The following is a 16,216-nucleotide window of genomic DNA, read 5'->3' as shown; positions in this document are numbered from 1 at the left end:
GATGCGCTACTCCTCGTGTCGGCGCGGTCATATCCGTAAATTCTCTGTATAATCGCGCCCGCACTCTTCCGGTTTATCCGGCTCCTGTTAAATTAATCCTTCTGTATAAAATTCATGGCACTACATTGCGGAATCGTTGGGCTGCCCAACGTCGGTAAATCAACTCTGTTCAACGCGCTGACCAAAGCCACCATTGCGGCTGAAAACTATCCTTTTTGCACGATAGACCCAAACGTAGGTGTGGTGCCGGTTCCTGATCCACGAATGGATAAACTGGCGGCCATCGTCAATCCAGAACGCGTGTTACCGACCACCATTGAGTTTGTCGACATCGCCGGATTAGTGGCCGGCGCGTCGAAAGGCGAAGGCTTGGGCAACCAATTTCTCGGTAATATCCGCGAAACCGATGCCGTTGTGCATGTGGTGCGCTGTTTTGATGACGACAACGTGATTCACGTTGCCGGCAAAGTCGATCCGATCAACGATATCGAAGTCATCAATACCGAATTGGCTCTGGCCGACATGTCTTCCGTCGAAAGAGCACTGCAAAAAGCCGCAAAGGCTTCAAAGTCCGGCAACAAGGACGAGCTGGCCAGAAAGGAAGTTCTGGAACGGGTGCTGGAACATCTCAATGCCGGTGAAGCCGTGCGTACTTTGGGTTTAAGCGAAGATGAAGCCAAGCTTATCAAGGAATTGTGCCTGATCACGATCAAGCCGACGCTGTATGTTGCCAATGTTCAAGACGACGGTTTTGAGAACAATCCGATGCTGGACAAAGTCAAAGCGTTTGCCGAGAAAGAAGGCTCCAAGGTCGTCGCTGTTTGTGCGGCTATAGAAGCCGAAATCGTGCAACTTGATGAAGACGAAAAGAAAGAATTTCTCGAAGACTTGGGCTTGGAAGAGCCTGGCTTGAATAGGGTGGTACGTGCCGGCTACGAGTTGTTGAATCTATCGACTTATTTTACCGCTGGCGTCAAAGAAGTCAGAGCTTGGACGATCCCTGTCAACGCCACCGCGCCGCAAGCCGCGGGCGTGATTCACTCCGATTTCGAAAAGGGGTTCATCCGCGCCGAAGTTGTGTCTTATGCGGATTTTATAGCTTACAACGGCGAACAAGGAGCCAAAGACGCCGGTAAATGGCGGTTGGAAGGCAAGGAGTACAAAGTCCAGGATGGTGACGTGATGCACTTTCGTTTCAATGTTTGACAATGGAAAAGACGCGCCCTATAATGCGCGTCTTTTCAAAGCTGTTCCCAGTGGCGATATAGCTCAATCCGGTTAGAGCGCGGGATTCATAACCCCGAGGTTCCAGGTTCGATCCCCGGTATCGCCACCATTTAAATCAAGGACTTGCGTTAATTCGCTAGTCCTTTTTTTATGCCTGCAAGATATTGAGTACCGGTTGGCATAAAAACGACAGTATTTAGCATCACGCTAAACCGGTCTGTCGATTAATCCTACCTCACAGTTTGCAACTGTATTGACGGTTGGTCACGCTCTTCAAAAAGCTGTGTTAACTGTAGAGTAATTCACTAGCATGTAGTCCTGGTGCCGGACTGAATTTGGCTCCGAGGCCTTGGGTAAGCGCACATCGACGGGTGCGATAAACGCGCGACAAGACTTGCCTTAACAGGCTGTTGATTTTATCGCTCCCGCAAGCCGCATTGATTGGTTGAACCAGATGCGAGAGTAATTCATAAGACATTGTTCTGCATGATAAAATAGTACCATCTCCAATATACTGCATTGATCCCATGCGCGGCGCCGACATCACCCAAGAAGACCTGTTCAGCTACCGAACCCTGGAAGCGCGGATTCCGAAAAAACATCCGCTCCGCAATCTACGCAAAGTAGTCGATCTGTTGCTCGCCACATTGAACGACGAGTTCGACGCGCTCTACGCCCGTCGCGGCCGGGATTCGATTCCGCCGGAGCGCCTGCTGCGCGCCAGTCTGCTGCAAGTGCTGTTCTCCATTCGCTCGGAGCGGCAGTTGGTGGAGCATATCGATTTCAACCTGCTGTACCGCTGGTTCGTTGGCTTGACCATGGACGACGCCGTATGGGATCACTCCACCTTCAGCGCCAACCGCGACCGCTTGCTGAACGAGCGCACTTGTGCCCTTTGGGTATCAGCCGTTTGTTTTTCGAACGGGTACTGGCCTTGGCGGAGTGGAAAAAGCTACTCTCCGACGAACATTTCTCCGTGGACGGTACGTTGATCCAGGCCTGGGCTTCGCACAAGAGTTTCGTCAAAAAGGACGGTTCGACCCCGCCGCCGGAAGACGGTGGACGCAATCCCACCGTCAACTTCAAGGGCGAGAAACGCAGCAACGATACCCACGCCTCGACCACCGATCCCGATGCTCGGCTGTACAAAAAGAGCGAAGGTGACAAATCTCAGCTGGCTTTCCTCGGCCATGCCTTGATGGAGAACCGCAATGGCTTAGTCGTCGACGTTGAAGTCACCCAGGCCACCGGCACCGCGGAACGCGAGGCGGCCGAAACCATGGTCAAACGCACGATCAGTAAACCTGGCGCAACCTTGGGCGCCGACAAAAACTACGATACAGCGGATTTCGTGGGCAAGCTACGCGGACGCAAAGTCACCCCGCATGTCGCCAGAAAAGAAAAAGGCTCGGCCATTGATGGCCGTACCACGAGGCACGACGGTTACCGCAAAAGCCTCAAAACCCGCAAGCGGATCGAAGAAGTCTTCGGCTGGGCCAAGACCGTCGGTCCGCTACGGCAAACCAAGTTCCGGGGCTTGAAGAAAGTCGCCGCACAAACGTTTTTTACCTTTGCCGCCTATAACCTGACGCGAATGGGCGCCATTTTCGGTTGGCGTTACAGCACCGCCTAGGTGGTCGTGCGCCTAAAATCCGCCAAAAGGCGGAATTTAACCCCCTTAGGGGCGAATATAACCGGCCAAAACCGGTTTTTAAGGCCTAATCAGGCTTCCAGACCACCCGGCGCTTCGAGAAATGGCGCCGAAACCGAAGGTATATCGGTAAATTTCAACAGCCTGTTAAAGTGCTCGCCGAGTTTGGAAATAAATTTCCCCTGCTACATCATACGTATGAGAATACCAAAATCATTTTTTTAACACCCGGTTTGCCTTGCTGATAGCACGTGACCTTTGTATTAGCCAGTTGTGTCACCATTTCCAAGCAAAAGCCGTTCCAGACATCTTGAGCGATGGATAAATCGTCAAGTTTGCTTGAACAAATAGGCAAATTTGCCGAGTACCTGCTCAGACAGGGCGCTGCAATGCCGATAAAACCCGCCGGACAAATGCTTAGTTATCCCGGTTTAATGCCAAACGCTCGGCGAGGCGGCGCAACTGCTCACTGTTGAGCGCTATATCAAACTGCTCGTCCAGCAAGTCATTTAATTGCGCCTGGCTGTCAATTGAATGGCTAATTTTCTCATCCGCGCGGCATCTTGAAAAATGGGTATTGAACAATTGTACCCAGCCTTCGTCGGTATTCCGGCAAATCAATAAATTTTGCGACAGCAGCGATTGGTCCCAGATTGTGCATACCAAGTTGGCCGCGTCCAGGTCGCAGCGTTGCACTGTTGAGCGGTCGAAACTATACAAGGCAAACCACTCGCCGTCCTGTAGCCGCTCCAGCACCGTTTCTCCAGATTCCGCCTCCTCGCGCAACCGAAACTGGTTATGATCCTGGCTTTGCGTTTGCTCGGTATTCAGGCGCAGCGGTCGATAGTGGCTGGGGCCGCCGAAGCCGGCATCGACCAGCCAGGAGTCGCCTTCAGCCTCCACGATAAATGCCAAATGCAGGCGCGGTCCGCCTTCGTTGCGGCCCATTCGCACTCTAGCCATAATCGGCTGATACGCAAATCCCAACTCGTCCAGCGCCTGTCCAAACAACCCGTTCAATTCGAAACAATAGCCGCCGCGTCGATTGGCGACGATCTTTTCCATCAACGCCGCCGTTTCCAACTCGGGCAGCAAGCCCAATAGCGGATTGATGTTTTCGAATGGAATAGCGCCGAGTTGCGCCTGTTGCAATTGGCTGAGCCCGGCGAGGCTGGCCTCCGGTTTGGCTATGCCGATGCGGTTTAGGTAAGCGTTAAAATCAAAACTCATGAGGTAATCTTGTAGAGTAAAAAAGCGGTTAAACGGAAACGAATCGTGCGCCGGCATGATCCTGCAGGTGACAACGATAACAAATTCTTGCAATCGGTTTCAAACCGCCAACTCAACGATTCGCGCCTCGATTGCCGTATCCCTGATGACAAGTTCGGCAACGGCTATCGGCAATTTAAATCGGCGTGGACCAGCGCTGCCGGGGTTGAGATACAGCACGCCATCACGTTCTTGAATCGATGGTTTATGCGAATGGCCGGAGATAACGACACGAATCCCGGCCGCGACCGGATCGATGGGCAACTCGGCCAAGTCATGGATCACATAAAGGCACGCTTGCTCAACCGTCACACTGGCACTAAGCGGCAATTCATCAGCCCAAGCGCCTTTATCGTTGTTACCACGTACCGCCGTAACCGGCGCCAACTCGTTCAGCCGCTGCAACACCTCCTGTTTGCCGATGTCGCCGGCGTGGATAATCCGCGCGCAACCCTGCAACGCCGCCAGCGCCTCGGGGCGGAGCAAGCCGTGGGTGTCTGAGATGATGGCGAGACGGTGGGACACAAAGAAGATGATTTGGATGAGGTTGAATCAAAACGGAGTCATCCCGATTGTGGTGTTTTTATCCATCGGTTCGACTAGACGGTGTTGAGCTGCTCGGTACTTGCTTCAAGTGCTCTGGCGCATCGTCGCCAATCGCAAACGGCTCCTTGCCTTCCCATTGCACCACATATTGACCGAGACGCCGCTTGCGTTCCAGGGTTTTGTTGACGGCAAGTTGCAGGCAGTCCAACATCGCCTGCGTGTCGGAGTTAAGAATAGGTTTGGATGGTTCGATCATGATTGGGCCTGCTTTTGCAACAAGGCAAAAAATTCGGGATTGATTACTTCGCGGTTCATGCCACATTGCTGGAAAACCAGTTCCGGGACACCGCCGCTGTTCATAAAGCAGCGAGTTTGACGAGTCTTGGCTGCGAAAATGTTTAACAAATTATAAAGACTACGCGGAAAACGCCTGGCGACATCGGTATCGGCAATGTGATGGCCTCCGTGAGCAACCCGTTCCGCCACCCGCAGACGCGACATTTCGGCGCTGGGCAGGGCCAGATAAATCAATTCCACCCGCCAGTCAGTCGCTTGCAAACGGTCTATCAATTTCAAATAACCGCGCCCGGCCAGCGTGGTTTCAAATGCAAAATCTTGGCGCGCTGCGATGCAATCCTCGATCTCGTGCAGAAACAAACGGCTGGCGGCCGCCAAGTGTTGTTCGGGTGCCAGCGGCGACAGGCCCGCGGCAATTAAATCGGCGTTGATGAAACGCCGGCAGCCCGCCACCGAAGGCAGGTATTCCAACGCGAAGGTGGTTTTACCCGCGCCGTTGGGGCCGGCGATTATCCAGCAGGTGGGCATGGCTCGCCTCCGCTGTCGCCCAAAATCATCCGTTCCACCTCGGCCTTGGCGTCGGCCAGGATTTGCGCGGCTTCGGTTTGGAGTTGTTGGGCTTGGGTTTTAATATCTGCAATATGTTGTGCTATTTCATTTTGTTTACCTATTGGAGGAAACGGTATATACAAACGTCTGAAAAAGTCTGGTGATACTCTTTGATGTCCAGTAGCGCCACCAAAAAACAGCATGGCTTCTTCGCGCAGATAATTTAGTCGTAGTAGAGCATGCAAATAATCGATGTTATTTCCTTCGGTGGCTCTAAATACAAAATATTCAGTTGATCCAAGTCCAAAGCCATTCACGAGATTTCTTGCTACAGCTGACTTACCATTTTGCATGCAAGGCGTGATTCTTGCCCAAATTAGATCATCCTCGCAAAATGGAGTGTAGCCAGATGAGTTTGATAAGTGGATGGTTTCCTCCGTCGATGTAATCGATCCGGTTTGATCGGAAATTTTCTCCATTGGCACAAAAGAACATGATTCAACGTTTATCACCGTTTTTGGATTAAACTCGAAAGCTCTTGTCAGGCGTATCATTGAGAATTTTGCCGATTTCAAGGAAAACTCGCTTTGATGTACCGGCGCATCAAAGCGCCAACCGGATATTTGATTAAAACTAACCTTGAATATCCTTTTTTCAATAGTTTTGTTTTTATTAGGAACAGTAATACCTAATTCTGATAATAAATAGCCATCAATTCCCGCCAAAAGCTCTTGGGATTGTTGTTCTTTTTGTTTTGCCGACGCAGAAACATTCGAATACGCTTGAACGATTTTTTCCTGTTTTTCTATTGTTGGAATTTTAGGAAAAAATAAGTTTTTAATACGATCTAAACCAAGCTTAGGGATGGTTGTCTGAATATAATTTAATTCGATCTGTTTTTGAACGATTGGCAAGTTTAAAAGCAGATTAAAATAAGCTTCCAAAACGGAATCCGTCTTGAGGGTAATTTTTGCGCAGTTCTCAGTCAGAATGACTCTTTTATTCAAAGGGATATTTTTAATTAAAGTCACTCTGCCAATGGTGCCAGCGATTGATATGGCTATTTGATTATTGCGTATCTCATAGCGCTCCAAAAAAGCAAATACATCAGAATCAATGTGTCGAAGTTTTTGAAAATCAATTTCTCCTTCGTCATTAAAGTCAGTTACCCGTAAATAAAGGTATTCTGTTTCATCTTGTGAATAGTCGTAGCCCAAAGGGATTCGTTTGCCGCCATTTACATTTGCGATGGAGGATAGTTTGATAAAGTCAGTTAGATCGGGTAGCTCCAAATGAAATTGAGGGTCGAATCGACCTGCCAGCTGAGAATAACTAACCAAAAAAACTTTGTGGATACCAACGTTTGGATTGAAACTAAAAGGGCTCATTCTCAACCTGCTCCAAAATAAACCTTGCCAATTCCGCGCCAATTATATCCAGCTCATTCTTGCCGGTCTGCTTGCCGGTGGCGTCGTAGCCAATATCCTCGGCAATCGCCATGAATATCGGGTAATCGGGCAGGGCGCTTTGTTTTTGCAGCAAATATGCCTCTTCCAGCTTTTCCTTCAATTCGTTGATTTGCTCGGTAAATTCGGTGCTTTTTTCGGCTTTCCAGGTTTTATAGGCTTCGGTTTTCTTGAATTCATTCAATTCGCCGTCATATTCCGCGCCGCTGGCGTTGTTCAGCACGTCTTTCTTGGTCTTTTCGATGCCTTCGACTTCGGTCTTATAGCTGTGCTCGCTCAATAGCGCGGCTTGGACGTTGAGTTTAAGCTGGCGGATTTCCTCGCTGACTTCGGCGCTGTATTTGCGCAAAAACAAGACGCTGCTTTTCACGCCGGCGCCGTTGGCGGTGAATGCGGTTTGCGGCAGGCTGACCACGGCGACGATGCGATACCACTCCTCGATTTGGTCGCGGACGTATTGCAGGCTGCTGTTGGTCAGTACGCCGTCGGGGATGACGATGGCCAAGTAACCGCCGGCGTTCAAGAACTGGTGGCATTGCTCGATGAACAACACTTCGGTGCTTTGGCTGTCGCGGTTCTTGACGCCGCTGTTTTTTAGGTCCAACCAGGAGGTGTCTTTCTGGCCGAAGGCGTAGGTATCGAGATAGGCTTTTTCGGTGAGTTTGACCGCGCTACCAAACGGCGGATTGGTGATGATGAAGTCGAAGCGGCCGTATTCGAAGCCGTGGTTTTTGCTGATTTCCTGCAACTTGGCGTCTTTCAGCAAACCGTCGGCGGTGATGACGTTGGTGTGGCCGTCGTCGTGGATGATCATGTTCATCTTGGCGGCGCGGCTGATTTGCTCGTTGATTTCGATGCCGTACAGACGCTTTTCGGCAAAGTCGTGCCAATGTTGCCAGTGTTCCTTGCTGTCCGGGTTGTAGAATTCGTTCGCTTCGCGGCGGACTTTTTCCAGGGCATGCAACAGAAAACCGCCGCTGCCGCAAGAAGTATCCAATACCAGCGATTCGTGAGTGATCGGCAACACATCGACGATGAATTTCACGATAGGCCGCGGGGTGAAATATTGGCCGAAGCTGCCGCGAAAGAACGAGTCCATGAAGGTTTCGAAGGCGCGGCCCTTGCTGTCGAGGTCGGTTTTGTTGAGGTTGATGTCTTGCAGGTATTCGACGATGGTACGCGCCCGTTCGTGGGTCAGGCGGATGTTGTCGCGGAACACTTCCGGGTCTTTTTTGCGACCTTCTTCATAGAGGGCGTTAATGCGGGCAAACAACGCGGCGTTGGTTTTTTGTTTGGCGTCGAGCTGCTTTTCGTCTTCGTTGGCACCCTTGCCGTCTTCCTGGATGACTTGAAAGTCGTAAGGTTCGCCAGCCTTGCGAGCCTTGCGCTCGTCCCAGATTTTGCAGAAGATCAGTTTGTCCAGTTCATCGAAGGCTTCCGACGGGTTGAGTTGTCCGCCGGCCCACAGGGCGTTATGGGCCAGTTTGAAACGGCGGGTCAGTTCGTCCTCCGCAACTACTTGCAGCTCGAAAAACTTTTGTTCGCCGGTCTTGTGTTTGAGCTTGTCGGCGCCCTTGACGAATTTGTAGGGTGCCAGTTTATCGACGCCGTAGGGCGGAATGTCGGACTCGGATTTGCGGGTGTTCTTACGCTTATCGACCTGGAAAAATTCGTTTTTGATCTTGGATGTGACCCAGACCCATTTGACGTTATTGGGCAGCGCGAAGGCGTAGGAATAGGCTTGATCGATGGCTTGGGCGAATTCGGCGTCGGACACGTCTTGTTTCTTGCATTCGACCAGGATATGCGGCTCCAGGCATTCGTCGTCGTTGTAAACGACGATGTCGGCTTCCTTTTTGTCGGAACCCATTTTGACCGACACGAAGTTTTGTACCCGGTGCTTGAGATAGCCGTATTGGAGAATCAAACGGCAATAGGTTTCGGCTTGAACTTGTTCTTCCGGGTTAGTGAATAGTCGGCTTTTCTTTTGTTCGAGATATTCGATGCGTTTGTTCTCGTCGGACAGCTTGATCAAGCCTTTTTCAACGCCCTGTTGTATGTAGTCGATGACTTGATTGTCCGTCATGTGTTGTTGCTAGTCTGTTTGTCGGTTCGTTTGGGTAAGTGATTTTAACAAAAGCGTCAATATGGTTTTGGCGTGATTAATGTGCCTCCAAATCCGTAAGGTGGATGCGAGAAGGGCTATCTCCCTGATTTACGCGGATACTCAGCGGCACCCAGTAAGTGGAATCATGTCTCGTACGTGGAATCCAGCAACCAGCCTAGTTGCTTAGGCTTTTGTTTAGTATCCAAGCCCAAGTTTGGATACAACTTCTCGGAAGTTACTGCTTTCCCTTTTGTTTGAGAAAACTGGAGCTTGGTCTTCAGACAATCGCGGTGGGCTGGTAAATTTTCAATAATCCTTAGGCAGCTGCGCCACCAACTCGTCCCAACTAATCACAATATCCGGCAGAATGCCGACTTGGGTTTCACTTTCCAATCGATAAAGCTCCGGCTTACCGTATTCGCCGTTTTGCAGGCGTAGATGGTCAGCATACGGTCGATGGGGTGGACCAACCAATATTCGCGGACGCCGGCGCGTTGGTACAGGTCGCGCTTTTTGATTTGGTCGTGGCTGGCTGTAGACGGCGACAATACTTCCACTACCCAGTCCGGCGCGCCGCGTACGCCGCGTTTGTCCAGTTTGGTGGGGTCGCAAACGACTAATACATCGGGTTGAACGACGCTGGCTATCAGTTCATCGGCTTCGTCACGCTTTGGCAGGCGCACGTCCACCGGCCCGATGAAGATTCGGCAGGGTTTGCCTTGTAAGACGTTGGTGGCTTGACAATAAATTTCGCCGGCAACGTCTTGATGGGCCAAATCGGGTGTCGGCGGCATCAGATAGGCATCGCCGTCGATCAATTCGTAGCGCAAGTCGTCAGGCCACTGCAAATAATCGCCGTAAGTGTGTTGTTGCCGATCTTTTAAGGCTAAACCCATTACTGTTCTCCTATCAGTTGTCTGTTAGTCATTCATCCTAATCAGTCCGCCATTTAGCGGCAAGCGGTACTATTCGAAAAACCGTTTCAGATACGTTCCGGTATGCGAACTTTTATGCTTCGCGATTTGCTTAGGCGTACCTTCCGCCACCAGCATGCCACCGCCGCTACCGCCTTCCGGGCCCATGTCCACAATCCAGTCGGCGGTTTTGATCACGTCCAGGTTGTGCTCGATGATGATCACGGTGTTGCCGTGGTCGCGCAGGGTGTGCAACACGGTCAGCAATTGTTTGATGTCATGAAAATGCAATCCGGTGGTCGGTTCGTCGAGAATGTACAAGGTGGTGCCGGTGTCGCGTTTCGATAGCTCTTTCGCTAGTTTCACCCGTTGCGCCTCGCCGCCGGACAGGGTCACAGCGTTTTGGCCGAGGGTGATGTAGCTTAAGCCCACATCAATTAAGGTTTGCAGCTTGCGGGCCAGGCTGGGGATGGCCGAGAAGAATTGGGTGGCGTCTTCCACGGTCATTTCCAGCACTTCGTGGATGGTCTTGCCTTTGTAGCGGATTTCCAGGGTCTCGCGGTTATAGCGTTTACCGTGGCAAATGTCGCAGGGTACGAAGATGTCGGGCAGAAAGTGCATTTCCACTTTGATCACGCCGTCGCCGGCGCAGGCTTCGCAACGGCCGCCCTTGACGTTGAAGCTGAATCGGCCTGGCGTGTAACCGCGCGAACGCGCTTCCGGCACAGCCGAGAATAATTCGCGGATCGGCGTGAAGATGCCGGTGTAGGTGGCTGGATTCGATCTTGGCGTGCGGCCGATGGGACTTTGGTCGATATCGACCACTTTGTCGAACTGCTCCAGGCCTTCGATGGCCGCGCACGGCGCCGGAATACAACTGGCGCCGTTGATGACGCGGGCGGCATGGCTGTAAAGCGTGTCGTTAATCAAGGTCGATTTGCCGGAACCGGACACGCCAGTGACGCAGGTCAGCAAACCGACCGGGAAACTGGCCGTGACATTTTTTAGGTTATTGCCGAATGCACCCTTAATCGTCAATTGCCGGGCCGGATCATTGGGCGTGGTTTTCTTCGGCACGGCAATGATTTCCGCACCGGATAAATAGCGGCCGGTCAACGAATGGGTATCGGCCAGAATTTGCGCCGGTGTGCCTTGTGACACAATCTGCCCGCCGTGGACGCCGGCACCAGGGCCAATGTCGACCAGATGGTCGGCGGCGCGGATGGCGTCTTCGTCGTGTTCGACCACAATCACGGTGTTGCCCAAGTCGCGCAATCGAAACAGCGTGTTCAGTAGGCGTTCGTTGTCGCGTTGGTGCAAACCTATCGACGGTTCGTCCAGCACGTACATCACTCCCACCAGGCCGGCGCCGATCTGGCTGGCCAAACGAATGCGCTGCGCCTCGCCGCCGGACAGCGTATCGGCGCTACGGTCCAGCGTCAGATAATCCAATCCCACGTTAACCAAAAACTCCAGCCTTTCCTGAATTTCCTTATTGATCTTGGCGGCGATTTCGCCACGGTGGCCGGGAATATTCAGTTGCTGAAAAAAACTCAGAGTTTGTTTAATCGGCAAGCGGGTGACGTGATGTAAGGGTTGCTCCTCGACAAACACATTGCGCGCGCCCAGATTCAAACGCGCGCCGTCACACACAGAACAGGTTTGTTGAGCCAAATATTTGGACAATTCATCGCGGACCATTTGCGAATCGCTTTCATGATAGCGGCGCTGCATATTGGGAATGATGCCTTCGAAAGAATGGCGGCTGGTTTTAGGTTTGCCGTTACCCATTTGGAAGGTAAAGCTGATTTTTTCCTCGCCGCTGCCATACAGAATTGCCGCTTGAATATCCTTGGAAATGTGCGAAAACGGCGCTTCCGGGTCGAAATTGTAATGCTCCGCCAATGCGCAGATGATTTGGTAGTAATAGGCGTTGCGCCGGTCCCAGCCGCGCACCGCGCCGCCGGCCAGGCTGATCTCGGGATTATGCACCACCAATTGCGGATCGAAGTGTTGGCGCACGCCCAGACCGTCGCAACTGGGACAGGCGCCTTTCGGGTTGTTAAACGAGAAAATACGCGGTTCCAGTTCGCTGAGACTGTAGCCGCAGTGCGGGCAGGCATAACGCTCGGAGAACAACAGTTGCTGATCGTTTTCCATCGACGCGGCAATTGCCAAGCCTTCCGACAAACGTAGCGCGGTTTCGAAGGATTCGGCCAAGCGCAACTGGATGTCGTCCCTAATTTTGAAACGGTCGACGATCACTTCGATGGTGTGTTTTTTCTTTAAATCCAGGGCAGGCGGCTCGTCCAACTCGTAGACTTCGCCGTCGATGCGGGCCCGTAAAAAGCCCTGGGCTTTTAAATCTTCCAGCAACAGCACATGTTCGCCCTTGCGGTCATTGATCACCGGCGCCAGCAGCATCCAGCGCTCGCCTTCCGGTTGCGCCAGAACCTGGTCGACCATTTGGCTGACGGTTTGCGCCTCCAACGACACGCCGTGCTCCGGACAGCGCGGAATGCCCACCCTGGCATACAGTAATCGCAGATAGTCGTAAATCTCGGTAATGGTGCCGACTGTGGAACGCGGATTGTGCGAGGTGGATTTTTGCTCGATGGAAATCGCCGGCGACAGGCCTTCGATATGATCGACATCCGGCTTTTCCATCATCGACAGGAACTGGCGGGCGTAGGCCGACAAGGATTCCACGTAACGGCGCTGGCCTTCCGCATAAATGGTGTCGAACGCCAACGACGACTTGCCGGAACCGGACAGGCCGGTGATGACTATCAGCTTGTCGCGCGGCAAGTCCAGATCGATGTTTTTTAAATTATGAGTGCGGGCGCCGCGTATGCTGATGGTGTCCACTGTTGTGTTCCTGGAATTTTGTATAGCTGGATACTATACGGGGAATAGTGGGGCTTGGGCAAAGGGGGATTGACTGATGATTATGTTTTGACGAAGTGTGGGACTAATTACCAACGCCATTTGTATCGATCTTTGTTTTTCTTATGTAAAGCAGCATCGTCTTTTAGATAAAGGCGTTGCCAACCTTGGCCGAATATGCCGACCCAAACAAAAAAAACGGACATCATAAGTGACAGACCAATACCCCAGAATTTTTCAGAGATAGTTCCGGAAGAGCGCATTATTTCGATAGTAACACCAGCAAAAGGAATTGCCGCAGTAAAACATACGACACGCCTAATGAATAACCATCCAGTTGCCGCAATTTTTTCGGCTGCTGTTGGAGTTCCAGTTTCCCGAGAACTGAAATAGTAGGAAACCAAAATGGCTCCGGTGCAAATAGCAAAAAACAAAAAGGCTATTTTAGTGATCCCCAAGCTAACTAATGATATTAAGGCGGCAATTGCTAACGTAGGTAAGATAAGATGTTTTTTCATGCTTTTGTGAGACTTATGCCAATGCACTCAACTTAAGCAACAACGCCGAAATCAAGGCAGTTTGCAACAAGCCCACGCTGACAATCCAGCGGATCAATTCGCTTTTGGTTTCGGCCAATTTGGCGTCTTGCTTCAGCTCCAGCTCCTTGATGTCGCGCTTAAGGCCGGTTTCCAGTTCCTTTAAGTCGCGCTTGGTCGATAAATCATCCAAATCGTAATCGTGTTTCGCTTGTTCCAAGGTTGCGGAAATGGCGGTTTTTTGCAACTTGGTGATGATTTCCGCTTGCTCTTCGCTAAATCCCGCTCCTTTCAGTTCTTTCACAAATTCATGGGTGTCGAACATGATCGCAGTCATTTTGGTTTCCTAGATGGAGATTTTTTGCTGCATTCTAACACGCGAAAATCCTTGGCAAATACTCTTCAGGCTTCATACCGGCGCTGGAGTCTCGCCTTGATAAACTGGTACTATAGCCACCTTTAACGATGCAAGGCAAAGGGGAGTTTGGTTTGACACAGGTTCAGGATATTACCAGTCCGATGACGGCCATGGAGAAGCGGGCTACCGTATCGCTGGCCAGTATCTATGCGCTCAGAATGCTGGGTTTGTTTATGCTGCTGCCGGTGTTGTCGCTGTTTACCGAACAAATGCCCGGTTCGACGCCCAAGCTGGTAGGTTTGACGATGGGTATCTATGGCCTGACGCAAGCCATCCTGCAAATACCGTTCGGTTTGTTGTCGGACCGTTTCAGCCGCAAGACGGTCATCGTGATTGGCCTGATTTTATTTGTCGTCGGCAGCGTCTGGGCGGCGCTGGCGACCGACATTTACGGCGTGCTGATCGGCCGCGCGCTGCAAGGTTGCGGGGCGATTTCCGCAGCGGTTATGGCCTTGCTGGCCGACTTGACCCAGGAAGTACACCGCACCAAAGCCATGGCGACCATAGGTGCCAGCATCGGCGTGTCGTTCGGGGTGGCTATCACCCTGGGACCTATCATCGCCGATCATTTCGGCATTGCCGGTATTTTCTGGATGATTGCGGTATTGGCGGCGCTGGCCATTTTGGTGATTCTGTTTGTCGTGCCTAACCCGGAAAAAATTACCACCCACCGCGATGCCGAGTACATTCCTTCGGAGCTGGGTTCGGTCATCAAGAATGCCGATCTGTTGCGCTTGAACTACGGTATTTTTGCGCTGCATTTGATCCTGATGGCCAGTTTCGTAGTGGTACCGCTATTGATGCGCGACGCCGGCTTGCAGGGCGGCAGTCACTGGCTGGTATATCTGCCGGTGTTGGTGACATCGATGGCGATGATTATCCCCTTCGTGATCATTGCCGAGAAAAAACGGCAGATGAAGAAGGTGTTTATCGGCGCGATTGCCACCTTGGTGATTGCCAATGTCGGTTTTGTGCTGTTACACGGCGAGTTGATCGGTTTGATCGCCTGCTTGTGGATATTCTTCTGCGGTTTCAATCTGTTGGAAGCCACCTTGCCGTCGTTGATTTCCAAAACCGCGCCCGGTGATTTAAAAGGCACGGCGATGGGCATCTATTCCAGCGCCCAATTCCTCGGCGCGTTTTTAGGCGGTGGCGCTGGTGGCTGGTTGTACGGCGAATTCGGCGCCGCGGCGGTGTTTATGTTTTCGGCAGGCGTTGCCGCCAGCTGGATAGTCATCGCGTTGTTCATGTCACCGCCGCGTTATTGGGCCAACTTGCTGTTGCCATTGCAAGCGGTTAAGCCGGAACGCGGCGAGGAATTTTCCAAGGCTTTACTGGCTATCAACGGCATCGAGGAAGTGCGGCTGCATTTCGAAGAGAATGCCGCGTATTTGAAAGTCGATAACCAGCAACTCGATAAAAACCAATTAGGCATTTTTTTAAAACAGTGGCAGTAAGCCGCTGTTCATCGCAATTTTTACACGGAGAACACCATGCTAAATAAAGTTATGCTGATCGGCCGCCTCGGCGCCGATCCGGAAGTGCGTTATATGCCGAGTGGCGATGCTATTACCACGATACGGTTGGCCACCGATAGACGCTGGAAAGATAGGCAAACCGGCGAGCGCAAGCAAGAAACCGAATGGCACCGGGTGGTGTTTTTCAGTGGTTTGGCGAAAATCGCCGGCGAATATCTGAAAAAAGGTAGCCAATGTTATGTCGAAGGCCGTATTCGTACGCAAAAATGGCAAGGTCAGGACGGTCAAGATCGGTACACAACCGAAATCGTTGCCGACAATATGCACATGCTGGACAGTAAAAGCGGCGGCACTGCCAGCTACTCGGACAATAATACCCCGCCAGCCAGTAGCTATGACAATCGCTCTTCCGGACCTTCAGGCCCACAAGCTGCGCCGGCTTCCTATGACGATTTCGACGACGATATTCCGTTCTGAGACTTACCTTAGAAGACGCAAAAAGCCCCTACTCAGGGGCTTTTTTATAGCGCGCGAAATCTGTTTGTTCTGCGCCGTCTAAAACGCCACTTTACTTATTATCCGCTGTCTATAGATACCAGAGCCCCTCGATATTTGCCGCAATACACTCATCTGGTAAGCTAGTATTTTAAAGGGCTACACCAAAAGTACGGGGGGCATATGCTTTTCGGTTCGCACAACATTTCCCTAGAGGATGATGAAACGTGCCGGGTGGTAAGTGCGGAGCAGCGTTGGCAATACACCGGGTCTGATCCTGTGACTGTCGACAACTCGGTGCATTCGTTAGTTTCTTTTAGACTGGAAGCTACACACCTGAATTGCTGCAGGATTGCTAATAAAGTGGCGCCGGCATT

General features: G+C 51.6%; 13 protein-coding genes, 1 tRNA gene and 1 pseudogene. 5 read left to right on the top strand and 10 right to left on the bottom strand.

Translation table 11 applies throughout. The features are described 5' to 3' along the window. Nucleotides 1-114 precede the first annotated feature (114 nt). The 3 genes and pseudogenes from ychF (at nucleotide 115) to JL719_RS13655 (ending at nucleotide 2,860) form a co-directional block, all read left to right on the top strand. Complete coding sequence (gene ychF, locus JL719_RS13665) at nucleotides 115-1,206, top strand: redox-regulated ATPase YchF (RefSeq protein WP_033159313.1); 1,092 nt, start codon at nucleotides 115-117, stop codon at nucleotides 1,204-1,206. 52 nt (nucleotides 1,207-1,258) lie between these two features. After that, a tRNA-Met gene (locus tag JL719_RS13660) sits at nucleotides 1,259-1,336 on the top strand. A 418-nt stretch (nucleotides 1,337-1,754) separates the two neighbouring features. Continuing rightward, nucleotides 1,755-2,860 (top strand): annotated as a pseudogene (locus JL719_RS13655) (IS5 family transposase). Between the two features lie 435 nt (nucleotides 2,861-3,295). Here the strand turns inward: JL719_RS13655 and JL719_RS13650 are convergent. The 10 genes from JL719_RS13650 to JL719_RS13605 all read right to left on the bottom strand — a co-directional run bounded on the left by JL719_RS13650 (nucleotide 3,296) and on the right by JL719_RS13605 (nucleotide 13,785). Continuing rightward, nucleotides 3,296-4,108, bottom strand: a complete 813-nt coding sequence (locus tag JL719_RS13650; RefSeq protein WP_033158823.1) for an arylamine N-acetyltransferase family protein — start codon at nucleotides 4,106-4,108, stop codon at nucleotides 3,296-3,298. 99 nt (nucleotides 4,109-4,207) lie between these two features. Then, nucleotides 4,208-4,672 (bottom strand): metallophosphoesterase family protein, encoded by a 465-nt coding sequence (locus JL719_RS13645; protein WP_033158808.1) that lies wholly within the window; start codon nucleotides 4,670-4,672, stop codon nucleotides 4,208-4,210. 58 nt (nucleotides 4,673-4,730) lie between these two features. Next, complete coding sequence (locus JL719_RS13640; protein ID WP_033158807.1) at nucleotides 4,731-4,949, bottom strand: hypothetical protein; 219 nt, start codon at nucleotides 4,947-4,949, stop codon at nucleotides 4,731-4,733. Then, on the bottom strand, nucleotides 4,946-5,518 hold the full coding sequence (locus JL719_RS13635) for an ATPase (protein WP_033158806.1): 573 nt from the start codon (nucleotides 5,516-5,518) through the stop codon (nucleotides 4,946-4,948). Before JL719_RS13635 ends, JL719_RS13640 begins: the two co-directional genes overlap by 4 nt. Continuing rightward, the gene (locus JL719_RS13630; protein ID WP_051670403.1) at nucleotides 5,500-6,927 is read right to left on the bottom strand and encodes a restriction endonuclease subunit S; all 1,428 of its coding nucleotides are present in this window, start codon (nucleotides 6,925-6,927) and stop codon (nucleotides 5,500-5,502) included. Before JL719_RS13630 ends, JL719_RS13635 begins: the two co-directional genes overlap by 19 nt. Further along, complete coding sequence (locus JL719_RS13625; protein ID WP_033158805.1) at nucleotides 6,914-9,091, bottom strand: type I restriction-modification system subunit M; 2,178 nt, start codon at nucleotides 9,089-9,091, stop codon at nucleotides 6,914-6,916. The genes JL719_RS13630 and JL719_RS13625 overlap by 14 nt, the downstream gene beginning before the upstream one ends. Before the next feature lie 371 nt (nucleotides 9,092-9,462). Further along, nucleotides 9,463-10,008 carry a Uma2 family endonuclease gene (locus tag JL719_RS13620; RefSeq protein WP_225892858.1) on the bottom strand — a complete coding sequence of 182 codons (546 nt, stop codon included), beginning with the start codon at nucleotides 10,006-10,008 and terminating at the stop codon, nucleotides 9,463-9,465. Nucleotides 10,009-10,077: 69 nt separating this feature from the next. After that, nucleotides 10,078-12,894 carry an excinuclease ABC subunit UvrA gene (uvrA, locus tag JL719_RS13615; protein ID WP_033158804.1) on the bottom strand — a complete coding sequence of 939 codons (2,817 nt, stop codon included), beginning with the start codon at nucleotides 12,892-12,894 and terminating at the stop codon, nucleotides 10,078-10,080. A gap of 107 nt (nucleotides 12,895-13,001) precedes the next feature. After that, nucleotides 13,002-13,430 (bottom strand): hypothetical protein, encoded by a 429-nt coding sequence (locus tag JL719_RS13610; RefSeq protein WP_033158803.1) that lies wholly within the window; start codon nucleotides 13,428-13,430, stop codon nucleotides 13,002-13,004. A gap of 13 nt (nucleotides 13,431-13,443) precedes the next feature. After that, the gene (locus JL719_RS13605) at nucleotides 13,444-13,785 is read right to left on the bottom strand and encodes a coiled-coil domain-containing protein (protein WP_033158802.1); all 342 of its coding nucleotides are present in this window, start codon (nucleotides 13,783-13,785) and stop codon (nucleotides 13,444-13,446) included. Between the two features lie 152 nt (nucleotides 13,786-13,937). Between JL719_RS13605 and JL719_RS13600 the strand changes: the two genes are divergently transcribed. Together JL719_RS13600 and JL719_RS13595 are read left to right on the top strand one after the other, a co-directional pair. Beyond that, the gene (locus JL719_RS13600; RefSeq protein WP_033158821.1) at nucleotides 13,938-15,323 is read left to right on the top strand and encodes an MFS transporter; all 1,386 of its coding nucleotides are present in this window, start codon (nucleotides 13,938-13,940) and stop codon (nucleotides 15,321-15,323) included. Between the two features lie 36 nt (nucleotides 15,324-15,359). After that, on the top strand, nucleotides 15,360-15,821 hold the full coding sequence (locus JL719_RS13595; RefSeq protein WP_033158801.1) for a single-stranded DNA-binding protein: 462 nt from the start codon (nucleotides 15,360-15,362) through the stop codon (nucleotides 15,819-15,821). Nucleotides 15,822-16,216: the final 395 nt, after the last annotated feature.

The sequence above is a fragment of the Methylomonas sp. LW13 genome (assembly GCF_016865255.1).
Lineage (GTDB): Bacteria > Pseudomonadota > Gammaproteobacteria > Methylococcales > Methylomonadaceae > Methylomonas.
This window is presented reverse-complemented; position numbering and strand designations above follow the sequence as displayed.